This window comes from Novosphingobium hassiacum (assembly GCF_014196055.1).
Lineage (GTDB): Bacteria > Pseudomonadota > Alphaproteobacteria > Sphingomonadales > Sphingomonadaceae > Novosphingobium > Novosphingobium hassiacum.
The window spans coordinates 213,291-235,935 of record NZ_JACICY010000003.1 but is presented as its reverse complement, the minus strand read 5'-3'; the positions used below and the strand labels follow the sequence as shown (position 1 = coordinate 235,935).

The 22,645-nt window shown below is 59.3% G+C and carries 22 protein-coding genes; 12 read left to right on the top strand and 10 right to left on the bottom strand.

Going from position 1 to position 22,645, the window contains the following annotated elements; all coding sequences use genetic code 11:
* Positions 1-43 precede the first annotated feature (43 nt).
* The gene (locus tag GGQ88_RS08350) at positions 44-610 is read right to left on the bottom strand and encodes a hemerythrin domain-containing protein (RefSeq protein WP_221214575.1); all 567 of its coding nucleotides are present in this window, start codon (positions 608-610) and stop codon (positions 44-46) included.
* Between the two features lie 85 nt (positions 611-695).
* Between GGQ88_RS08350 and GGQ88_RS08345 the strand changes: the two genes are divergently transcribed.
* Together GGQ88_RS08345 and GGQ88_RS08340 are read left to right on the top strand one after the other, a co-directional pair.
* Complete coding sequence (locus tag GGQ88_RS08345) at positions 696-1,586, top strand: SDR family NAD(P)-dependent oxidoreductase (protein WP_246385662.1); 891 nt, start codon at positions 696-698, stop codon at positions 1,584-1,586.
* A gap of 13 nt (positions 1,587-1,599) precedes the next feature.
* A complete protein-coding gene (locus tag GGQ88_RS08340) occupies positions 1,600-1,791 on the top strand; it encodes a Clp protease/crotonase-like domain-containing protein (protein ID WP_246385660.1) in 192 nt (63 codons plus the stop codon).
* 94 nt (positions 1,792-1,885) lie between these two features.
* Here GGQ88_RS08340 and GGQ88_RS08335 read toward each other — a convergent pair whose 3' ends face one another.
* Positions 1,886-2,671, bottom strand: a complete 786-nt coding sequence (locus tag GGQ88_RS08335) for an FAD-dependent oxidoreductase (protein WP_183612692.1) — start codon at positions 2,669-2,671, stop codon at positions 1,886-1,888.
* Here GGQ88_RS08335 and GGQ88_RS08330 point away from each other — a divergent pair.
* From GGQ88_RS08330 to GGQ88_RS08295, 8 genes are all read left to right on the top strand, one after another.
* Positions 2,670-3,194 carry a VOC family protein gene (locus GGQ88_RS08330; protein WP_246385657.1) on the top strand — a complete coding sequence of 175 codons (525 nt, stop codon included), beginning with the start codon at positions 2,670-2,672 and terminating at the stop codon, positions 3,192-3,194. The two genes, GGQ88_RS08335 and GGQ88_RS08330, sit on opposite strands and share 2 nt — an antisense overlap.
* Positions 3,195-3,263: 69 nt before the next feature.
* On the top strand, positions 3,264-4,268 hold the full coding sequence (locus GGQ88_RS08325) for a ketopantoate reductase family protein (protein WP_183612690.1): 1,005 nt from the start codon (positions 3,264-3,266) through the stop codon (positions 4,266-4,268).
* Between the two features lie 327 nt (positions 4,269-4,595).
* Complete coding sequence (locus GGQ88_RS08320; protein WP_246385654.1) at positions 4,596-6,077, top strand: FAD-linked oxidase C-terminal domain-containing protein; 1,482 nt, start codon at positions 4,596-4,598, stop codon at positions 6,075-6,077.
* The gene (locus GGQ88_RS08315) at positions 6,077-7,237 is read left to right on the top strand and encodes an FAD-binding protein (protein WP_183612688.1); all 1,161 of its coding nucleotides are present in this window, start codon (positions 6,077-6,079) and stop codon (positions 7,235-7,237) included. The genes GGQ88_RS08320 and GGQ88_RS08315 overlap by 1 nt, the downstream gene beginning before the upstream one ends.
* A 16-nt stretch (positions 7,238-7,253) precedes the next feature.
* Positions 7,254-8,540, top strand: coding sequence for a glycolate oxidase subunit GlcF (glcF, locus tag GGQ88_RS08310; protein WP_246385652.1), 1,287 nt, complete (start codon positions 7,254-7,256; stop codon positions 8,538-8,540).
* Positions 8,537-8,965: a GlcG/HbpS family heme-binding protein gene (locus GGQ88_RS08305; RefSeq protein WP_183612687.1), complete on the top strand. Its 429-nt coding sequence runs from the start codon at positions 8,537-8,539 to the stop codon at positions 8,963-8,965. The genes glcF and GGQ88_RS08305 overlap by 4 nt, the downstream gene beginning before the upstream one ends.
* 238 nt (positions 8,966-9,203) lie before the next feature.
* Entirely contained in the window at positions 9,204-10,289 is a 1,086-nt protein-coding gene (locus GGQ88_RS08300; RefSeq protein ID WP_183612686.1) for a CoA transferase, read from the top strand.
* A 444-nt stretch (positions 10,290-10,733) separates the two neighbouring features.
* Positions 10,734-11,402 (top strand): class I SAM-dependent methyltransferase, encoded by a 669-nt coding sequence (locus GGQ88_RS08295; RefSeq protein WP_183612685.1) that lies wholly within the window; start codon positions 10,734-10,736, stop codon positions 11,400-11,402.
* Between the two features lie 211 nt (positions 11,403-11,613).
* Here the strand turns inward: GGQ88_RS08295 and GGQ88_RS08290 are convergent, their stop codons facing one another.
* From GGQ88_RS08290 to GGQ88_RS08265, 6 genes are all read right to left on the bottom strand, one after another.
* Positions 11,614-12,633: a glycosyltransferase family 2 protein gene (locus tag GGQ88_RS08290; RefSeq protein ID WP_183612909.1), complete on the bottom strand. Its 1,020-nt coding sequence runs from the start codon at positions 12,631-12,633 to the stop codon at positions 11,614-11,616.
* A gap of 300 nt (positions 12,634-12,933) precedes the next feature.
* Complete coding sequence (locus GGQ88_RS08285; RefSeq protein ID WP_183612684.1) at positions 12,934-14,811, bottom strand: hypothetical protein; 1,878 nt, start codon at positions 14,809-14,811, stop codon at positions 12,934-12,936.
* A gap of 155 nt (positions 14,812-14,966) precedes the next feature.
* Entirely contained in the window at positions 14,967-15,236 is a 270-nt protein-coding gene (locus tag GGQ88_RS08280; protein WP_183612683.1) for a spike base protein, RCAP_Rcc01079 family, read from the bottom strand.
* A 360-nt stretch (positions 15,237-15,596) separates the two neighbouring features.
* On the bottom strand, positions 15,597-16,796 hold the full coding sequence (locus GGQ88_RS08275; protein WP_183612682.1) for a glycosyltransferase: 1,200 nt from the start codon (positions 16,794-16,796) through the stop codon (positions 15,597-15,599).
* 62 nt (positions 16,797-16,858) lie between these two features.
* A complete protein-coding gene (locus GGQ88_RS08270) occupies positions 16,859-19,087 on the bottom strand; it encodes a GumC family protein (RefSeq protein ID WP_183612681.1) in 2,229 nt (742 codons plus the stop codon).
* A gap of 17 nt (positions 19,088-19,104) precedes the next feature.
* A complete protein-coding gene (locus GGQ88_RS08265) occupies positions 19,105-19,824 on the bottom strand; it encodes a polysaccharide biosynthesis/export family protein (RefSeq protein WP_183612680.1) in 720 nt (239 codons plus the stop codon).
* 243 nt (positions 19,825-20,067) lie between these two features.
* Here GGQ88_RS08265 and GGQ88_RS08260 point away from each other — a divergent pair, with 243 nt between their 5' ends.
* On the top strand, positions 20,068-20,697 hold the full coding sequence (locus GGQ88_RS08260) for a hypothetical protein (protein WP_183612679.1): 630 nt from the start codon (positions 20,068-20,070) through the stop codon (positions 20,695-20,697).
* Here GGQ88_RS08260 and GGQ88_RS08255 read toward each other — a convergent pair.
* Entirely contained in the window at positions 20,669-21,103 is a 435-nt protein-coding gene (locus GGQ88_RS08255; protein WP_246385650.1) for a glycosyltransferase, read from the bottom strand. The two genes, GGQ88_RS08260 and GGQ88_RS08255, sit on opposite strands and share 29 nt — an antisense overlap.
* A gap of 50 nt (positions 21,104-21,153) precedes the next feature.
* Complete coding sequence (locus tag GGQ88_RS08250; RefSeq protein WP_246385648.1) at positions 21,154-21,603, bottom strand: glucuronosyltransferase; 450 nt, start codon at positions 21,601-21,603, stop codon at positions 21,154-21,156.
* A 122-nt stretch (positions 21,604-21,725) separates the two neighbouring features.
* Here GGQ88_RS08250 and GGQ88_RS08245 point away from each other — a divergent pair, with 122 nt between their 5' ends.
* On the top strand, positions 21,726-22,643 hold the full coding sequence (locus GGQ88_RS08245; protein WP_183612676.1) for a M48 family metallopeptidase: 918 nt from the start codon (positions 21,726-21,728) through the stop codon (positions 22,641-22,643).
* Positions 22,644-22,645: the final 2 nt, after the last annotated feature.

Below are 22,645 nucleotides of genomic sequence, written 5' to 3'. Positions count from 1 at the left end.
AGGATTTCGGGCCAAGGGCTTGCTCCAGTGAATTCGGGTCGGATCAGGAAAGGGCGAGGATGGGATTGGACTTGGTAAAGCCGGTGAGCAGTTCCTGCTTCCGCAGCGCCATGGTCGCGCCAAGCGCGTCGAGATCGAGGCTGCTATCGCGACATTTGGGGAAGATTTCCTCTTCCTCCTCACCGACATGGTGGTCGATGTATTCGGCCAGAACCTTGACGCGGGCGTCGTAGAAGGGCTCGCCTGGCGCGCCGGCTTCGATCTGCGCGATCAGGTCCTTGGCGCTCGCATGTTCGACCTGCGCCTCGGCGATCAGGCTCTTGTCGTCGAGGACGGCGTAAGCGGCCGGGTAGAAGATTTCTTCCTCGATCCGCGCGTGGACCTTGAGCGCAACGCAGATGGCGATCGCGATGTCACGCTTGGTGGCATCACCGGTAGCCTGCTCGAACTGCTCGAACAGGCCCTCGACTTCGCGGTGATCTGCTTCGAGCAAGGCGATCGCATCACCGGTCGCTGGGGTCGCATCCGGGGTGATGGTCTTGCTCGACTTGTTTGCTTTGACGCCCTTACCGGTCTTCGGCTTTGCTGGCGATTGTGGGGATTGCGGCATGGGTTAGCTCCGGCTGCTTCCCAAGGCTAACCGCTCGGCTCCATCGGCGTTCCACCGGGCCACCCTTTTCTTTATGTAACATGTGTTGGAACGCCAGCGTTGCCAGCGTTGGAAAGCCGGTAAAATGCTTGGGTTACAAGGAGAAACCGGGGGGGCAGGTGGCAGCGGCTTGGCCCTTGCCAGGCACATTCCTGAAGTACCGGTCCGGCAAAGTGGGGTGGACTGTCAATTCGCCATCGGAACTACCGCATATCTGGCAGTTTTTGCGGCAACTCGTTTGGCCGCGAGAGTGCTGGTATCCAACCACCAGCAATCGGGAGTTGAAATGTCGGATCTGTTTGGTGTCGCCGGTAAGCGCGTGCTGATCACTGGTGGAGCTCAAGGGCTGGGCAACATGATTGCCGAGCGGCTCCTTTGTGCCGGGGCAGAGGTGATCATTACCTCGCGCAAGCTCGAAGCAAGCCAGGAAGCCGCAATGGCCTTGCAGGCTCATGGGAAGTGCATCGGGCTTCAAGCCGACCTGTCTACCGCCGACGGTGCTGTAGCGCTCGCAGATCAGATCAAGGCGCTAGGCGAGCCTTTGCACGTGCTGATCAACAACGCGGGCAAGGTGTGGGGGGCGCCGCTGGAAAGCTTCCCCGACAAGGCATGGCCCGACATCATGTCGATCAACGTGCAGACGCCCTTTACCCTCACGCACGAACTCCTGCCGCTGCTCAGTGCAAGCGCAACGACCGGCGATCCTGCCCGGATCATCAATATGGGTTCGCTAGTGGGCCACGTCGTCGAAAAGCGGCCAGCTTTTTCCTACGCAGCCAGCAAAGCGGCGATCCATCATCTCACGCGGATACTCGCAGCCCATCTCGCTGCGTCGAAAATCACCGTGAACGCGATCGCGCCCGGGTACTTTTCGACCCGCATGACTGCCTCGATGCGATGTCGTCCCGGCCGACAAGCTGCTCGAAACCGGACTTGAACTGGCGAACGACATGCTGAAGACCGCTCCGATGGGGCTGCGCATGACCAAGGAATCGCTCAACGCGCTTTCCCAGATCACCAGCATCGAAGCGGCGCTTGCATTCGAAGACAGGCAGCAGATCCTGCTGATGGAGACGGCCGATCACCGCGAGGCAATCGCAGCGTCCAAGGAAAAGCGCGCGCCGAACTTCACAGACACCTGAGCCGAGGTTCCGCACTTGCAGTCATGGGGTGCCCGGCACCCCATGACTTGCCGTTCGTCCGCCTCGGCAGCGGGGCGAACATTGGCAGGTGGGGTCAAATCGTCAGTGCCAACCGGGTTGCCTGGTCGATCGCGCGCACAGCATCCAGTTCTCCCGCCACGTTGGCGCCGCCAATAATGTGCAGCTTCGAAGGCGGTAGCCGGGTTGCAAGTTGATCATACAGCGAACGCCGCGATTCCTGGCCGGCGCAAATGACGATGGTGTCAGCCGCGATGACGCGTTCCTCGCCTTCGATCGAAATTACCAAGCCTTCATCGTCGATGCGACGATAGTCCACGCCTCCCAGCATTTCGACGCCCGCTCGATGCAGCTTGGCGCGATGAATCCAGCTTGTCGATACCGCCTGGGGGATGCCGGCTGGCTTGCTGCTTTTGCGCTGCATGAGCGTGATTTGGCGACGGGGGGCGGGCGCTGGCGCGTCCTGCGCCAGACCGCCGGGCGCGCGAAGGCTCAGGTCCAGTCGGTATTCCTCGGCAAAATCATCAATATCGGGCAAATGGTCAGGGTCACCGAGAAGAAACTCTGCAACGTCGAAGCCGATGCCGCCAGCACCGACAATTGCCACCCTGCTGCCTACCGGCTTGCGATCGCGCAAGACCTCCGCATAATTTAGCACCCTCGGATCCGCGATGCCGGGTATGTCCAGATGGCGCGGCAGGACACCGGTTGCGATCACAATCTCGTCATAGCCGCCAGCCGTCAGTATTTCAGCCGAACAGGCATGGTTAAGGCGAACGGTGACGTTCTCGTCGACCAGTCTTTGTCTGAAATACCGCAAGGCCCGCTTGAACTCGAATTTTTCAGGGGCTTCCTGGGCCATGAGCAGTTGGCCGCCCAATTACGGACCGGACTCATACAGCGAAATCGTGTGCCCGCGCGCGGCGGCGTTGATCGCAAAGTTCATGCCCGCCGCCCCGCCGCCGACGACCGCGATCTTTTTGAATTTCAGGCAGTCTGACCGGATCGACGATGCGGTCGTGCACATTCGCTGCTTCCCTAATCCGCTCCATCACACATTCGGCCTCGGTGCGACCGACAAGCCGACGTTGAACCACCTCACGTTCAACGTACACCACATCGACGATATCGGTCGCGCCAAGGTCCGCATGGAAGAGGCTGGCGTGCCGGTTGTCTACGGACCTGGACGGCATCCGCAATCGGGGTCGATCTTTTTCTACTTCCTCGATCCTGACGGTCTGACGATCGAATATAGCCAGGGCATGGAGGAGTTCCCCGAAGACAACCCGCGCCCGCCGCGGCGCTTCCCGCTTGAAGGCGGGGTGTTCGATTACTGGAACGGCAAGCCCAAGCCCGGCTTCACTGCCGTCGGCGCGATCGGCTGAAGGCGCCGAAGGGATTGCACGTCGCGCGACAGGTCTTGACGGAGCGAAGATGTTGGTCCTGATAGGGTAATGGATCGGCAACCTAGCATGCCGGGCGCGTCCGATTTCTCCGGGGACGTCCTCGTTGTCGGAGCGGGCGCGCTGGGTGGTTATATTGCGTCGCGATTGGCGGAAAGCGGGCAGCGGGTTGCCGTGGTTGCGCGCGGCCAGCGGCGTGAGAATATCGCGCAGCACGGCATCGTGCTCGACATGGCCAACCGGCGCCACGTTGTCGGGGTGAAGTGCCATGACAGCACGGCCACGGCCGCGGCAGCCGACCTCGTCGTCCTCGCAACGAAGTACGCAAACCTGGCCGAGGTGCTAGCTGAACTCGCCGGGTGGGACAAACCACCCCGAGCGGTGTTGACCTTGCAAAACGGGGTCGACGCTCCCGATCTGGCTGCGACGAAGCTGCCCGCGACGCAAGTGCTCGCCGGGCGAGTGCACGGGTTCTTCGAGCTTGTCGACAGTGTCGTCGTGCACGCCGGTGTGCCGCCCGAAATCGCGTTTGGTCCCTGGCGCTCGGCGGGCGATGCCGAGTCCGACCTGTTGGCTGTCCGCCTTGCGGCGGCTGGCATTCCGTTTTGCCGACCGACCGACATCGCCTCGGCGCTGTGGGAGAAATTCCTGCTCGCCTCGGCGATTGGCGGTGTCGGTGCGGCGACTGGTGTGCCGGTCGGTCGTTTGCGGGAGTCGCCGGAAAGTTGGTCGCTGCTAAGCTGTGCCATGCAGGAAATCCGGGAACTGGCAGAAGCGCGCGGGGTACGGCTTCCCGAAGGCTGCGTCGACAAAACGCTAGAGTTCGTCGCCAGCTTTCCGCCAGAGGCGACCAGTTCGCTGCAACGGGACCTGCTGGAGCGGCGAGAATCGGAGTATGCCACGTTGACCGGCGCGGTCGTGCGGATGGGACGCGAGTCCGGATTGCACCAGCCCGCGCATGACCGGATCGTGGGCCTCCTGATTGGCAACGGCAGTCTGCGCGCAGAGGATGGGCCGTCGACCCCGCCACAAAAAAGCTATACATTCAGGACGTAACGCTGCGCGACGGCGTGCACGCCATCCGTCAACCGCCATGATAAAGCGTGCTATCGAGGATAATCTCGATGACACCCGAGGCCCTGATCGGCCGCCGATCGCTTTAACGCTGGCAACTAACACAAACCTGATGCCATTCCGCGTCGCCTTTCCAAATCAAGGTGTTATGGCCATCGTCAACATTGGGACAACGCGATGGCGAGCGGCTTGGGAAGGGATTGGGCTTGAATAACCTCTAGCATCTCCACATGGCCTCAGGCCTTGAACCCAAGCGCCGTATAGCTGCGACTCGGCACTGCGAAACATAGGCGACAGATGTCAATTGCGATGCCAATTCCTGACGCGTCGACCCTGAAAAAACGGGCGACGATCATTGCTGCCATGCGGGAAATTGTGGCTTTCGACAATGTGATCGACGATATAGACGCATTGCGACCATACGAATCCGATGGCCTGACCGCATATCGTCAGCCCCCGATGCTTGTCGTTCTTCCCGAGACGGTCGAACAAGTTTCCGCGGTACTGCGCTGGTGCCACCGTGAAGCGGTAAGGGTGGTCCCGCGAGGATCCGGCACGTCGCTATCAGGCGGTGCATTGCCGCTGGCCGATGCAGTTCTGCTAGGCTTGGGAAAATTCAAGAAAATCATCGAAGTCGACTATGAAGAAAGGATCGCCGTCGTCCAGCCGGGGGTCACGAACCTCGCGATCACACAGGCTGTCGAGGGCAGGGGCTTCTACTATGCGCCCGATCCGTCGAGCCAGATCGCCTGCTCGATCGGTGGCAATGTCGCAGAGAATTCGGGTGGTGTGCATTGCCTGAAATACGGCCTCACCACGAACAATGTGCTGGGCGTGGAACTCGTCCTGATGGACGGAGAGATTGTCAGGCTCGGCGGTCGGCATCTCGACCCTGCCGGGCTCGACCTGCTCGGAGTTGTTGTCGGGTCGGAAGGGCTCCTTGGCGTCGTGACGGAGGTTACGGTCCGCATCCTGCCCAAGCCGCAGACAGCGCGCGCAATTCTGCTCGGTTTCCCTGATGCCGAGCGTGCAGGCGCATGCGTCGCTCAGGTAATTGCGGAGGGGATCATTCCGGCGGGTATGGAGATGATGGATAAGCCCGCGATTCATGCCGCAGAGGCCTTTGTAAACGTTGGATATCCGCTTGACGTGGGTGCTCTGCTCATCGTTGAAGTCGACGGTCCTGCTGCCGAATGTGATCACCTTGTCGCCGAGATAGATCGCATTGCCGGGGAAAACGACGCTGTCACCCGCCGCGTTTCGAACAACGACCAGGAACGCCTGTCGTTCTGGGCGGGTCGGAAGGCGGCATTCCCGGCGGTGGGGCGCCTGGCTCCGGATTACTACTGCATGGACGGGACCATTCCCCGTCGTCGCTTGCCCGAGGTACTGAGCAGGATGGAGCAACTTTCCGAAGAATACGGGCTGGCCGTTGCGAACGTGTTCCATGCCGGGGACGGCAATCTGCATCCTCTGATCCTGTATGACGCGAACAAGCCTGGCGAACTCGCCAAGGCCGAAGAATTCGGCAATGATATTCTGCGCCTTTGCGTTGAGGTGGGCGGTGTGTTGACGGGGGAACATGGCGTAGGCGTCGAGAAGCGCGATCTGATGCCGGAAATGTACAACGAGATCGACCTGGAGCATCAGCATCGCCTGAAATCCGCGTTCGATCCGTTGCTTTTGCTGAACCCCGGCAAGGTTTTCCCCCAGTTGCATCGCTGTGCTGAAATGGGCCGCGTCCACGTTCATGGCGGGCAGCATCGCTTCCCTGAAATCCCGCGGTTCTGATGACTGAAATCAATCCTCAGTCACCGCAAGACGTCTGTGACGCCATTGCCGACGCGAAGCGTGACGGAGTCCGGTTGGAGATCCGTGGCGGCGGCAGCAAGTCACTCATTGGTGCTCCTCGCGAAGCGCGAACATTGGGCATGTCGGCGATGGCCGGCGTGGTCGATTACGATCCGGCTGAACTCGTGCTTACGGTGGGCGCCGGAACGCCGCTGGCGCAGATCGAGCAACTCGTAGCGTCCGAGCGGCAGATGCTGGCTTTCGAACCGTTCGATCACGGACCGGTTTTCGGCCAAGCTGCGGGCAAGGCCACGATCGGCGGCGTGATCGCTGCTGGTGTTGCAGGATCAGGACGCGTGACAGCGGGCAGTGCTCGCGATCACCTGCTTGGTTTCACGGCAGTTTCAGGCCGAGGAGAAACGTTCGTCGCTGGCGGCAAGGTCGTCAAGAACGTTACCGGCTTCGACCTGTCAAAGCTTGTCACAAGCAGTTGGGGCAGGCTGGCGGCCATAACGGAACTGACCCTGAAAGTTCTGCCAAAACCCAGGACTTCCGTTACCTTGGGAATCGATGGCCTGGATTGCAGCAATTCCTGCGCGGCAATGGCCCAGGCGTTTGGAAGCAACGCTGAAGTTTCAGCTGCAGCACGTCATCATGATGGCGCAACCATATTCCGGCTGACCGGCTTCGAGCCGTCGATCGCAGCGCGCCTTGTCATGCTGCCAAAGGTGCTGGAAGCCTTTGGCACGATGATAGCGCTCGATCCAGACCAGGCAGACATATTCTGGCGCGAGACAGGTGCCGGTCTTGCCCTGAAGGGTGATGTCCTGTGGTGCATCCACGTACCACCGCGGCAGGCGGCCAATGTCATCGCCCGTCTTGAACCGTTCTCACCCCACTGGTCGCTAGATTGGGGCGGCGCGCGGATCTGGATGTCATTAGACAGCGGAGAGGCACCGGTACGCGGCGCAGCGGAAGCCGCTGGAGGGCACGCAATGCTGATCCGGGCGCCGCTGTCGATGCGCCAGGCTATTCCGGTACAGCACCCGCGGTTGGCCGGCGTTGCGGCACTGGAAGCACGCGTGCGCCGCGCGTTCGATCCCGATTGCATTTTCGAAACCGGCCGCTTTCTTGGTGAGGAGGTTGCCCATGCAGACTAGCTTTACTCCGGAAAGCTTGGCCGATCCGGCGATGGCCACGTCTGAGTCGGTTATCCGCAAGTGCGTTCACTGCGGTTTTTGCACGGCGACATGCCCGACATATACCCTGCTGGGCGACGAACTGGATTCGCCCCGCGGGCGCATCTATCTGATCAAGGACATGCTCGAGAATGACCGGGCGCCGACTGAAAAGGTCGTTCGTCACATCGATCGCTGCCTATCCTGCCTGTCTTGCATGACGACATGCCCTTCCGGGGTGAATTACATGCACCTGGTCGATCACGCGCGGACTTATGTCGAACAGCGTTATCGGCGTCCCCTGTTGCAGCGCATCTACCGCGCACTGCTGGCCGTAATCCTGCCGAATGCTGGTCGCATGCGCTTCGCGTTGCGACTGGCACCTCTGGCGAAACCCTTGCTTCCTGTATTCCGACGGTTCGAAGCATTCGGTCCGCTTGTCGCGATGCTTGACATGGCCCCGCGCTCGCTGGGCAAGAAAGCATCCGGCGTGTCGTCAGCCGTATCCCAAAGCAAGGGACGGGTCGCCATATTGCAGGGCTGTGCCGAGCCTGTTCTTCGGCCCGAGTTCCGTGCAGCTACGGTCCGGCTTATAAATCGCTGCGGTTACGATGTTGTTTTCGCACCGGGCGAAGGCTGTTGTGGCGCATTGGTGCATCACATGGGGCGCGAGGAAGCCGCGCTCGAATCCGCGAGGCGAAATGTCGATGCCTGGACGCGCGAAATCGATGCGGGCGGGCTGAAGGCAATCATCATCACAACTTCAGGATGTGGCACCACCATCAAGAACTACGGGTTCATGTTGCGGGATGACCCCGAGTACGCCGAAAAGGCGGCTCGGGTGTCCGAGCTAGCCCGCGATGTCAGCGAGTTTCTTGACGAGGTGGGGCTCCCTCCATCCATCCCAAGCGGGATGAAGGTTGCCTATCACGCCGCATGTTCGCTGCAACACGGGCAAAAGGTCACCGCCGCTCCAAAGAACCTTCTGTCGCAGGCCGGCTTCAGCGTGTTGACGCCTGCGGATTCGCATCTGTGTTGCGGTTCGGCGGGTACCTACAATATCCTTCAACCTGAAATTGCCGGCCAGCTGGGCGATCTCAAGGCCGCGCAGATCGACAAGCTTGAAGCTCAAGTCATTGCTGCCGGAAACATCGGCTGCGCGATCCAGATCGGCCAGCGCACAGGCACGCCGGTCGTGCATACCGTTGAACTGCTCGATTGGGCAACCGGGGGACCGGTCCCGTCGGTACTTCGCGATATCGAACGTAAAGGAACTCATTCATGACCCGCATAACCCACGATCAGGCAACGACCATCATTGCAGGCGCCTTCACCAAAGGAGCCGAACTCTCGCTCAAACCGCTCGGTGTGGTCGTGGTGGATGCAGGTGGTCATGTGATCGCGTATCAGCGCCAGGACGGCGCTTCGACCGGTCGGTTTCAGCTTGCACTGGGCAAGGCGGCAGGCGCGCTGTTTCTTGGAATGTCATCACGCAAGATCGCCGACATGACGGCCGAACGCGCGACCTTCGTCACTTCGCTTGGCCCGGTCGCGCCTGCGGGTGTCATACCTGCCGCTGGTGGGATAATCGTTGTCGACGCCGATGGCATGGCGATCGGGGCGGTCGGAATTTCTGGCGACTTGTCCGACATGGATGAAGCCTGTGCGCTTGCTGGAATAGCGGCGGCGGGATTGACGGCTCAGGGCTGAACATGCCCGGTGACAGGCTGGCATTCCGCCGGTCTGTCACCAGAACCTTGAAGGCATGTCGGATTGCACCATCGGCCATGTGGCGGTGCCGGGGCACATCGATCCAGTGATGGCGCGCACGGCCCCGCGGTTTCATTGGGCTGAACTAGCCGATCCTGAAGGGGTCGCCTGGCGCGCACCACCTCGCGCGACTGCAGGAAGGGCGGACGCTTCCTGCCAGAGCCTGTTTGAAGACTTGGTGGTCGTCGAGATCAGCGATACGCCGGCGGCTTGTTTTGCTGCAACTCTGTTCGCGGATTACGGCGCCACCACTTACATAATCGAGCCTGCGGCCTCCACCTCGAACCCGAATGTTCTGTCCCCCGCGCTTCGAACAGCGCTGTCGCGGAACAAGCGCTCCGTCGAACTCGATTCCGCGCGGGACAAGGACGCGGTCGAGGCATTGCTGGCCCGCGCCGACGTCGTTTGCACCGACGTGCCGCGCCGGTCCTGGGCGGATCACCCGTTGCTCGCGGGCATCAATGACAGGGACAATGCCCCGACAGTCGTCTCCATATTTCCCCCCGGTGCCGATCGTCCGGATTTATGGCCTTGGAGCACGCACCCGGCGTTTTCCGCAGCAGCTAGCGGGTTGATGACGATCACCGGTTGGGAGAATGGCCCTCCTGTGCAACCCGAAGTACCGCTCGCCGATTACTGCGCGGGGGCGCTTGCGACGCTGCAGGTCGCTGCAGCGCTTTGGCGAGGTTCGGCCCGAGGGCTCATCATCGAAGAGCCAATGCATCGGGCCCTTAGTCGCATGATCGAATGGCAGTGCCCGGCTGCTTCGGTGCTAGGCTATCCGGCCCAGCGGCAAGGCAACAGCCTGCCTCTGAACATGGGGGTTGGCTCGCTGTGCCGCTCGCGCGACGGAAAATACATTTCCGTCTCAGCGGTCGGCGACAAGATCGTCGCCAACTTGCTTCGCCTCATTGGCGGTGACGTCATGCTCCAGGATCCCCGCTTCGCCACCATGGAGGCCCGCCGTGTCCACGGACCAGAAGTCAACAGGCTGATGGGAGATTGGGCGAAGAACTACACTGCCGACGAACTCATGCGATTCGCGATCGAGCACGACATCGTGATGGGCCTTGTCCATGATGCGGGTGGAATAGGGCACGATCGGCAAGTAGAAGCGCGCGGTAACCTTGTGGAGGTTGCTGACGGAACCGCCAGCCTCACGCTCGTGGCGGTCACGCCGAGCCTGGGGAATGGGTTGGGCCGATCCGACTTGTGCAGTAAGCAAATAGTGGGAGTGGTCGCGGCAAGGAGATTTGGTCGATAACCATGGCAAGTTGCAACCTCGCAACATCCTTGCCCGGATTGTCTATCTCGCCACGTCGTGCTTGGATCTCAATCTGCTCGACTTCTGCGAAGCTTGGAACATAGTGGCAGCACCGCTTGCGGGGTGTTTTTTCGACTGCTGATCGGTTCCGATCAACCGGGCTGCAAGCAGCATTCCATGCACTGCAAGTTATGCATTTCCTTCATCCTTCGATCGCTTCGGCGTTCGCTCCCCATGGGGTAGCCGCGCGGAAGAGCTTCCGTCTGATCCGGCGCGCCATGTTGTCAAGCGCCCCGCAGAACGTTATGCGATGCAGGACACGCGCCGTCGTGGGAGGTCACGACAGACTCGAAGCCCAAAAAACAGTTAGTTCATCGCCGTTAGCCGCGAGACAATGGAATCACACCTTTCCCAAGTGCAGTTGGGACGAAAGGACGCACTCCCATGAATGAAACTGTCGGCATGGCTGCCGCATACAACGACAAGCCCGACGTATATTTCGGAGAGGGTCGGCATGACTACATCGCACAATTGCCGCCAAACACGAACGCCAAAATACTCGAGATTGGTTGCGGCAATGGATCGACCGGTGCGCTCGCCCTACAGGCTGGAAAGTGTAGCGATTACATAGGTGTCGAGATCTTTCCACCGGCAGCCAAGGTGGCAGAAGGTCGGCTGACGAAAGTCCACATTGGCAATGTCGAAGACATGCCCCTGCCATATCCCGAAGAACATTTTGATGCGCTAATTCTGAGCGAAGTGCTTGAGCACTTGGTCGATCCTTATTTGCTGCTCTCGGGACTGGTGCGGAAGGTCAAGCCATCCGGGTTGGTTATGGCCAGCTCGCCGAATATTTCACACTGGCGCATCCTGCGCAACCTCATCTCTGGAAAGTTCGAATACCAAGATAAGGGCCCTATGGACCGGACACACCTTCGCTGGTTTACGCCCGAGAGCTTCCGCCGAATGTTTGAAGACGCTGGCGTCGAGGTATTGAGCGTAGGCCCCGTTGCCCCGCCGCGTGGGAAAGCTAGACTAGCAGCCAAAATCTTGGGTAGTGGTTTCGAGCATCTGTTGTTCAGCCAAGTCAGCTTAATCGGCAGACGGACTTAATGGATGTCAGCCTGCCGCAGGAGCGAACGCATTGGCGTGGGTAAGGGCGGGGGACATCAGGTCGTCGACGGCAGGATGAGGTCAAGCCATCCCGCGCGAGCTATTTCTGATCCTGCAATCATAGATCCCCAAGCGAATGGCGACGTCATCTACAGTTCACACGATCATGTCGGCCAGTTCGCTTGGCGCAGAAACCGTCTCGTGGGCGAGCTCACGGGCGGTCAACGAGCGCGGTGAAAGCATGGTCCCAAGCACTTTTTGCCACAAATTCCCGAACGTTTGCAGGCGGCTTGAATCCTAATGCGCCCGCCAAAGCGGCTTTTGCTTGTGGCAGCGCACCACGCTTCACATTGCGCAATGACTGTAGGAGGATGAACGCATACGCCAAGGGCAATGCTGTCGGCATGAAGCGCCTTACGAAACGAATGCGATTTCTGCTGTTGAAATATGTGGAGAACGGGGAAGGCAAGCGATTGAGGGATCCTGAGCCGATGACAGTGCCGCCGTCGTGCAGGATCACAGCCTCGGGCACCTGCCGCAAGGGCAGTGCGCCTCTGCGGAATGCCCAGTCGACCTCCTCGTAATAGATGAAGTAGTCCTCCACCATGTAGCCTGCCGCTTCGATGAACTTGCGTGATGCCACGCAATTCGCGCCCGTGATGAAGTCGATTTCCGTGTCACTGGGCATCGCTGCCTGTCGCAGCGGGACGCCCCAATTGACCGACTTGCAAACGCCGGTCAGGCGAGAGACGCGGCCTCCGTCGGTCTGGACGATATCGGGGTTGTTGCGGAAGATCGTGCGCCCTCCCATCAGGGAAAACTCCCCTTGCGAGGCACCGCGAATGAACTGGGCAGCAGTATCAGGCAGCACTTCGCAATCCGGGTTGACGAGCCAGAACAAGTCAAGCCCTTCGATCGGCGTCAATAGCCGCAGTCCTGTGTTGCACGCATAGGCAAACCCACCGTTGACCGGTGATCTCACCAGGGTCAGGTCCGCGGTCGCTACGGAAATCTCGCCCAGGACGGCTTCCTGAAAGGTAACCCGGTCCGCGTTTTCCAAAGCCCACGCGCGGATGAGGTCTACTGTCTGATCGGTGCAGGCATTGTCCGTCACCACCACCCGAAGCGATGCGCCCTCGGATCTGAACAGGCTTTCGAGGCAGGCCAGGATCACGGGAGCAGACTGATAGGCTACTATTGCTACACCAATTTGGGGAGGGGAGACGGTCATTGGAGCTAGATACACAATGACCCCCTGCAAAACCATGGCGAATATCGGCTTTTGCATATTCCGATATTGCATCGCAGCAAGCCTTGCCTGGTAGCCCGACCGGTCGGAAGAGCGTAATGTGGCGAGTTGAGCGACGTGGTTCGTAATAGCTTATGCGGATCGTGTGCGATGCAGCATTTATCGGTGCCACGTTGCGCCCGCGGGTCAAAAATACATCCGAACCGGTATCCTCGGGTGTAATCGGGCAAAGCCGCCGTGGAACAGCAGGCGTGTAGCGCTTGCCATCCCACGTAGACGTCTTCAACTGAGCGCGCCGGCCGGTGCAAGCGTGGCACGAGGAGCATGTGTCTGATCGTGATTCAGACGCGGCACTTTGAGATTTGTGAGCAGTGCTCCGCCAGGAGCAAACTTGCCGATGCTGCCCAAGGGAAATAGAGTATCCTCGGTTCCGCCCTGACTTGTGTTTACCGAAAGGGCAGGGAGCGCGTAGCCAGCAAAAAAGTGATTGTCGGCAAGTCGCAAGTCTGAGTCTTGCGCAGTCGCAGGAGACCATTCAAAGTTATCAGCCACGTTGTTGGCGATTACACAGTAAGCGTCATAATCAGCACCAGAAACATTGTTGCCGCTCAAACGCATAATTTGACCAATGACCGTATTGTGTAGGAAAACTTGATGGCGGCCACGAATCAGGACGCTCCGAGCACTCGTCCTGAGGCCTTCTGTCCAGATCGCCTTTGTGCGCCATGTGTTGTTTATACAAATCCAGTCGTAGCAGTTTCTTTCGATAAAGATTAGCTGGCAAGCGATCTCATTCGCATAATTGTAGCCGATAAAGATGTTCTCGGATTCAGCCGTGTTGGTTCGCTGGTACCAATCCGAGTGTATGTCGATCATCGTGTCGAGGATCAGCACTCCGCCCGCGCCGCTTTGCGCCGCCCATGTACCCGGCAGTATTGTCGTCGAACCCGGCGCGAGAAGTGTGGCCGCTCGTGTATCGTCCAGCAACGTGGCGCTCCAGCCCGCAAGCCCGTTGACCCAATTGACCACATTTGCATTGGTATAGTTGGTGTTGGCGTTAAAATCTGCGAGTGCGTTCGCTAGTGTAAAACTGCCAACGACGCTGCCGTTGACACGAGCGGCAACAGTGTTGCCGGTACGCTCCAGAGTGCCGCCGGACGGCATATTGATCGAGATTGAGGGGATGCGCAGGCGAAATGCGCTGCTGTCGAAATCATTGACGCGGTTGTAGATCACGCATTGCGCACCGGTGAACAAATCGCCGTAGCACGCATCGAAGGTACAGCCGCGTACGAGCGGGCTTTCGTTGCCAGCGTTCCACAAATTTCGGAACTCACATTCCGTGACGTACGCGCCGGCGCGGAATATCCACCCGAGGATGCTGCGTGAAATCTTGCGGAACAGGTCGTAGCGGCCACGCGAGTTGGTAAAAATGCAACCATCGAACCAATGGTTCAGGCGTGTCGCGGTGTCACTGTGATAAGCCTCGCTGCAATTAGCGAAATCTACTGTAATGTTGCGTCCCTTGATGTGGAGCCCACACGTCGGACGCATGGGGGACGGATCGGCGTTCGAAGCTGGCACCGGTCGCCCCAATGTGACGGGTACGGTCGCTTCGAGATGCACGTATCCATTGATCCACGACCCTCCCGACCAATTGTTCGCGCCAGGAGGCTCGACATTGTATGTGCCGCTCTCGATAAAAGTCAGCCGCGGATTCGTAGCGTTCATTGTGCGCAGGTAGCTCAAGGCCGCGCCCATCGTCTTGTAGCGCGAACCGACGATCTCCGGCGGCGTTGCGGCGATCGTTATCTCATGGCTAAAGAGTGAGGCTTGCGGGCTGAACTGGAATGGTCCAATCACGCGGCGCTGCATGGACGGGTCCTTTGCGACACCTTCGAAGTAAAGCTGCGCATGTCCGTTTCTGCCGTCGTGGCGTAATCGGATCCACCATCCGTAATAGGGGCGCTTGATGCCGTTGGCATCAGTGATCACTTCGATCGATGGGCTCTCGATAAAGACGCGGGTCCCTTCGAAATGGGCGATGACCATATCGAGCCCCATGTCATTGATCAGCGTTCCACCGTCACTCGCCGCCGCGCATACGCCGACGAGCAACTGGTTACTGTACCACTGATACGGAGCTACCATGATCCGCATTGCTGGCTTCGCAGTGGACCTTACGGGATCTGTTGGAACGGTCGTGAATCCGCTGCCGCTGGTGCCGTTCCATGCTGCAGATGGCGCGATCGGGGGTGCAACAGACCTATAGCCCATACTTCGCCGTCGTCCGCTGCCGTAGCCGAGCCGTCCCATCAAGCCAGTCCGACGATATTGGAGGCTGTGGTTCCGGTTGCCCGGACTGCCTGAGTGCGGACGTCCAGAATCGTGCCGTCCTGAACGTTGGCAAATGTGACCGGGCTCGTTCCGCGGACCGAGAGGACCACAATTGATCCTCCGGTGCCAACATAGAGCGCCTTCGTCGCCCGCGGAAGGTCGGCCGTGTCACTTGGCGTGATGGAGAAGCAAAACTGGGCGGGGGCAATCGGACTATCTGCGTATCCTTCGAAAGCGTCTTGGATCATGGCTGCCTCCTAGATTTGGAACATCAAGAGAACATTTGCCTATCATTGGCCCGTCGGCGTAGGAAAGTTGTTTTTGCGCGTACGAAAGCGCCCGAAAAGACTTATGAACTTCGCGATACTGTCAGGCGATTCACGTCCTCGTCCCTCACTAACCTGTGGCACATCGGCGGCGGGAGCCTGACGTCAAAGCATTGTCATGATTGAGGAAATACCCATGAGGCCAAGGTCGGAAAACGCGTAGGTGATGATCCGCCCGATCTACCTCGTCATGATTTTGGCAGTCCCGGAGCGCATGCAGCAAGCAGAGGTACAGGGCAGCGCGCTGACGATTGGATGGCCCAGAATTGGCCAGACGTCATCTCATTGCGAATCGAGTGCGCTTAGCAGTGCTGCTGAATACTGCTTGGCAATCGCTGGCCGGGTAAAGCGTCTGGCATCAGGTGTACCTTGCCAGTCTAGCAGCCTTCGCTTCAGTTCCGCTTCTTCGTCCACCAATCTGGTCATGGCGCGGGCGATGGCGTCAGGGTCACGTGCATCGACGGCAATCGCAAATGGCAGTCCATCGAAATAGCCGTCCACGGCAGTTCCTGATGGATACACGATCGGCAGGCCGGCCATAAGCGCTTCGGTAAATACGAGGCCGAAGCTTTCGCGAAGTGACGGGAGGATCAAGCCCTTCGCCGAGCGCATGCGCTTCTGAACGCTCGAACGATCAAGTGGGCCCTCGAACACGATCCCGTTAAAGCCTTTGGCTAAATCGTGGCATTGCGCCAGTTCCGCGGGCGTTCCGCCTCCGACAACGGCCAAACTTACACGACGTCCGGTTTTTTCCAGCCGCTTCACCGCTTCAACCATGCCGTGCAAGTTCTTGCCGCGGTGATTCCACAAGTTGAACACCGTTAGCAGCGTGTCACCGTCGTTCTGCGGTGCCACGATCTGATCCATGTCGGTTGGACAAGGCACGACGAACGTTGGCTTGGTCCGCTGTCCGAGAAGCTCTTCGACAGCGGCGAGGGCCCAAGGCGTAAAGGGTACCACTGCAGCCGCGCCGTGAAACACCGCTTTCAGATCCTTCCGCAGATCTGGCCGCATTTCAAGAATTCGAGCGTCGGTATTGCCTTGGATCGTGATGGCGTAGGGTATGTTCAACAGCGCCGCAGCGCGGGCCACTGCGATCCCCTCGATGGTCAACTTGTGACCGACCAGCAGATCCGGGATGGGGCCGCCTGAGATCCGGCGCGCAATCCAATCACCCAACTGCCTGAGCATGGTAGCATGAAAGATCCCGCGGCCGGGGGCTTTGTATTCCAGGGCGGTGCCGTAATCAAACGGCTCAGAGGTGACTTCGAGCTTAAGCGCCTTACGATGAAGCCAACTCGACTGCAGCATCCGGACGACACCTGGAGACGAGCGATTGATTGAAAAGACCTGATGATCGAAGTTGTCAGCCGTTAGTTCCAGCAAGCTTCGAATTACGGGTGTCTTGAACTTCTTGATGGGATCCGGAAAGTCACCGCTAACGTGAACGACCAGCGGTTTTCGATGACTGTTGTCGTGCAAGTCCGGCCTCCATCTGTGTAATGCGACGCCGGATCTTATCGATCCGGCGTCGAATAACCTTGTCAGGACGCGCTGCGGTTGCCCTCGCCATACGTGTAATAGCGGTAGTGGTAGTTGTATTCCTGTCCAGCGTCGGCCGCACGATACTTGGTAAGCACCACGCCGAGTATGTTGGCGCTGGCGCCACGCAGACGCCGCAATGCCGTTTTTGCCTGGCCATGGTGAGCGCGGTTGGCCTCGACGATGAAGATCGTGCCATCCATCAGGCGCGACAGGATCGGCGCATCGGCGAGCCCCATCACTGGGGCTGTGTCGAAGATTACGAGCGCATATTCCTTGCGCATACGCTCGATGAACTCAGCCATCACGGGCGAAGACAGCAATTCCACCGGATTGACCGGCGTTTTGCCTACGGGAAGAATATCCAGGTTATCAACGCCGCTCGGCAACAAGACCGACTGGATGTCCACATCGCCAAGGAGCACTTCAGCGATACCCTTGTCGGGTCGTGTTTCGGCAAACAGATGGCTAAGCGACGGCTTGCGCAAATCGGCTTCGACCAACAGGGTCTTGCGGCCAAGTCGGGCATAGTTCCTGCCCAGAATGGCAGCCGTCAGCGACTTCCCTTCCGACGGTTCGGAGCTGGTGACCAGGAACACGCGGTTGGTGCCCGGGTGAGCAAAGTCGATTGCCGTCCGCACCGAGGAATATGCTTCCATCAGCGGGCTGAACGGATCGGTGAACTGCGCTGTCAACTCGTCATCGGCCACCATTGGTGTGTGACCAAGCAACGGATAGCCCAGCTTGCGTTCGACATCATCCGCACTGCGCAGGCGATCGTCAAAGGCTTCGCGAAGCACCGCAAGGCCAAGCGCAATGCCCAGGCCGGCGATGGCCGATACCAGCAGATTCTTCATCAGGTTTGGTGATACGGGACTTCCTGGCATAAGCGCGGAGTCCAGTTTCGTCGTATTGGTCGACTTCACTTCTGAAGCCGAGACCAACTGGTTGTAGCGATCGAGCAAAGTGGCGAGCTGCGTACGCAGCGCTCCAGCCTCACGGTTGAGCAGGTTGTAGCGTACACGCCGATCCTGCTCGGTCAGGGTCTCTCCCGATGCCTTGCTGACTTCTGTTGCCAAGCCCTGTTCTTGGCGAAGCGCCACTTCATAATCGTTTCGGACGCTGTTCTTCACGTCCGCGCCTGCCCGCGCGATCTGGCTCTCAAGCGAAGCGATCTGGCTTTTCAATTCTACGATGCGGGGAAAGTTGTCACCATACCGCTGACGCAATTGCGCAAGTTCGGTCGCCGCCTTGCCGCGGTCTGTAACCATGCTTTGAATGGCAATGTTCTGCTGAACTTCAGGCAACTGCGATGCCGGCACAGTGCTGATTGCACGCCAGCGTTGCTCAGCTGCGATGCGTTTTGCGCGGGCCTGCGTGTAGTTCGAATTGACGCTGAACAGATTGGTTGCCGTGATCGTCGGCGTAGCTTCGTTCGCTCCGCCAGCAGCACCGCCCGTTGCAGGTGCTTCACCGACAATACCGTTCTGCTTGGCGTAGTCGTTCGTGGCAAATTCTGCCAGCTGAAGCTTTGCGCGGACTTCGTCGATCTGCTTGCTGAGGTAGCCTACCGCATAGGTGTTTGCTTCAAGCTTGCGGCGCGAATCTTCGACGACGTAATTGTTCGCGATCGCATTCGCCACTTCCATGGCGATTCCGGGATTCTCGGACTTGAAAGATATCGTCAGAATGCTGCTGTCATAAGGGACGTCGACAGTAACGCCTCCTTGCACGATCGATGCCGCCGTTTCGCGCTTGCTCTTGGACCATTCGGCCGTCGAAGTTCCGGCCGGCTTTGGGTCGCTTGCTTCCACTCCGACGAACGCGGCGTTTTGATCAAGCTTGAGCGCATCGACGACCCGATAGGCGAGCTTCCGGCTCTTGATCACCACAGCCTGAGTGTTCATGTAACGACTGAACTCGTTGGCCGAAATGTCGTTTTCGAGACTTTGCCCTTCGATGATTTGGCCGCCACCGCGATCAATTTGTACCGTCGCGCTCGCCGAATAGATCGGCTTCGTCAACAGGGTCAGGACAAGACCCCCAATGAGCGCCAAGGCCACCGCTCCGATTAGAATATGGCGCTGACGATAAATGATCCCGCGGATCGCCGTGAGATTGAAAGAACCATCGCGCGGCGCTGCTTCTTCAGCGCCGCCGGGCAAGTAACGATCAATCCACGCCGCATTTGCCACGGTGGTCGGCCTGTCACCGTTTATCGAATTTTGCATTGTTTCGGCCACCACTATCACAATTGGTTAGAGAAGATGGCAAACACCGGCGCAGCCTTCAGGAAGTCTTGCCAGAATTGTGAGAGCCCTGAGGTGCCGACCACGATGCGGTCACCAGGTTGCAGTACCGGGTCCATCATAGAACCCGAGCGCACCGCGGCGTAGTCGAACTTGGCGACCTTCATGCCATCCGGGAACTGCCGGAAAACCGCGATCTGCTCCAGTTTTGCAACACGGCTCGGGCCCGACGCGAGCGACATCGCGGTCGAAAGGCGGGCGCCGGGACGGAATTGATAGACGCCTGGCTTTTCGACCGACCCATCGACGGTAACGACGTGCGAATCATAGCGGGTGACGTTCACGCTTACCGACGGTTCTTTAAGAAAACCTGCGCGCAGTTTCGTCTCGATCAGCGAAGAAAGCTCGGCTGGAGTCAGGCCGTCGGCCCTTACCACTCCGACCAGCGGTGTCGAGATCGTGCCGTCTACGCCCACTGGTATTTCCGAAACCGATAGATCCGGTTCGCGGAACACCGTTACATTCAGCACATCGCCTGCATGCAGCTTATAATTTGAAACCGGTTCCGTACTATAGTCACCTTGACCATCAGCCTCAACGGACCGCGCTTCGACGCGACCAATGGTGGGTGGGGGAGTGCTCGCACAAGCACCCAGCACCAGGGAGGTTGCGACCAGAACCACAGAAGCGCTGGTGCGCCTCTTAGCCAAACTGTTCATTCGCGAAGACATCCTGATTTCGACGGTAAGTCTTACTACGAGGGCACTTGTGTGATGGCAACCCCTGCCGCACGTTGGGATTTTGCATGGCAACATGCCTTGCTCTGACGTCATGAGCAGCCCCAAACATAAGAATCTGCCACCAGGTCGTCATTTGCGGGCCTGCAATGCTGCGGGGTATACAAAGCGTGTAGCCGATGATGCTGCACTGCGTTATGAAGCGCGGAACGTCAGCAAGGCTGCGTGGCCTGCAGGTCAATGCGCTGTCACCGATCATGCTCGAAAATTGCGGAACGAGGAAAAATGACGGGAGCACATCCATTTCTAGGTTTAGTTGCCTGCTTCTTCTACATCGGCGTAAGTTTTGCAGCATTGTCTGCTTGGCGGTTATCCGAAAGGCCTGACGATCGCTTGCGTTGGGGTCTTGTTGCCGCCTTTTTTGTCATGCTTGCCATTTTGCGCGGGAGCGGCCTGGAAGCTGCCGCCACTTCCGCCATGCGCGACGCCTTCATGCAGGACGGGTTGTACGAACAGCGCCGTGATGTGCAGCGCCCGCTGGCGGCCCTGGCAGTTGTATTGATCAGCGGTGCGCTTGCCTTGTTCTATTTCAAGCGTCCGCGCAGCCAAGGCAAGCGCGGGGTCGGCCGACGCGAATGGCCTCGTTTCTGGGCGATGGTCGGCGTCATCCTGATGTGCGGCGTCGTTCTCATGCGCCTGATATCGTTCCACGAACTCGATCGCTATCTATACGGGCCGGTGCGGGCGAACTGGATTCTCGATGTCGGCTCGAGCGCAATTGTCGTGCTGGCTGCGTTTCGGTTTCGTCAGGCCTCGCGCGAACCCGTCAGCCCGCCAGGTCGCCAGAAACGATGAAAGTATGCAGCGCCTGACGCAACTGGTCGCGCCGGGGGACCGTCTGCTCCGCAATCACATCGATCGCCAACCCTTGGGCAACGCCGGCAGCAAGGTCGGCTTCGTCCTCTACGACAATGACGCCCGGCCTGCCGCGCAATTGGCCAACGGTGGCGAGTTGATGGTCGTTGCGATGCTCGCCAAGTGCGGCCCGCCGCGGAAAAAGCAGGATCGGTTTGCCGAATTTCTGCGCGGTCAACACCGTCCCGATGCCGGCGTGGGCCACGATCAGGCGGGTTTCCCGAATCATTTCATCGAACTCGCTTGGCGGAATGCTTTCGAGCGTGCGGATGTTGCGGGCCTGATATGTACCTTTTCCGGTTTGCGCGACGACCGGCATGTCCAGTGTCGGAGCAAGTTCGTCCATTGCACGGATGAGCCTGTCAAAGGCCAACTGCATGCCCACGGTGACCAGAATCATAGCAGATTTCCGATGTATGCTGGTCGACCATCTTGGGCCAGATGCTCCCACTGCGTGACGCAATGGCTTGAAAAGTATCGGGACAGTTTCCCGCACATGGAGAGTTTCTCAGCGTTTGCGACGCTGTCGATCCATAAAGTCCGTGCACCGATGAGCCTGCCGGCCAAGATGCAGAAAAACCCCGGCGCTGCGCCCGTCGATATGACGACGTCCGGCCGGAACCGCAGCACCAGCGCTGCGGCTGCCATCAGGCAGCGCAGGGAATTGAACACCTGATCCTGGTTGCAATCAGGAAGGATCGTCGCGTCGGTGATACCCGCTCGCTTGGGCAAATCGGCCAGCGTTGTGGCAAAATGGACCTGGAATTGCTCCAGCGTCGGCCGAAGCAGCATCATCTGCTCCCAATGACCGCCCGCTGAGGCGGCGGCAAGGACCTTGGTCATCATATACTCCCGGGATTGCAAGCCAGGCTTGCACCGATCTGCTGAAAACTTTGCTTTACGCACAATCGATTGGTAGTTGCTGTCGCAAGATAGCACTGCGTGCCAACGAAGCCGGAGAAACGTTCTTGCCGAAACAGCGTTTTTTGCTGGCGTTTGTCCTGCTGCTCACTTCCGCGGTGCCCGTAAGTGCGCAGGACGCTCCGTGGCCGGTGCGCTACCGCAAGGACCTTGGCCGTATAGCTCAAATCGAGTGGCGTCTGCGCGACGCAGCCGGTCTTTCGTGTCCCGTCAGCGCAACTGACATTGGGGTCGTTTTCGACGATCGTCGCGCCTATCCCAAGCCGGATTGGACCTTGCTGGCGCAGGTTCTCGGCATGGGTGATCGTCCTGTCGTCGCGGCATTGGCAGTCGGCGGTCCTGCGGCTGTCGCCGGGCTTGCTGTGGGCGACGAAATCATCTCCATCGATGGCGAAGGTGTCGAGGAGATTGCCGCGCGCCGAAACGCCGGTTCGCTCATCGGTGAAGCACTGCTCGATGAAATCGCCGCGAAACCGCCGGGGCGTCCCGTCACGATAGCGGTTCACCGCAACCAATCCGATCACAATGTGTCGATTATGCCCGTCCGGCATTGTGCCGCGCGTCTGGTTCTTGTTTCGGATCGCAGCATCGACGCACACAGCGATGCGAACAACGTTGCAATCTCGACGGGCCTTGCGACTTTCGCCCGCAACGATGACGAACTCGCCCTCGCCGCTGGGCACGAACTGGCGCACATCATCCACCGGGACCGCCGAGGCGCAGGAATGAAGCGGCGCCGGGCCATGGAGGATGCTGCCGATGTTCTTGGCTTGCGCCTGATGCGTTGCGCCGGCTTTGACGGCGACAACGGCCTCGCGCTGTTCGAACGGCTGGGCGCACGCGATTGGCTCGGGTTCCTTCGGGCGCCAACTCATCGCTCTTTCAAGGCGCGGGTGGAGCGACTGCGTGCAGGACCGCTCCAGTCCGAATGTCCGATCACGATCCATCACGAAACGTCGCAGTGAGT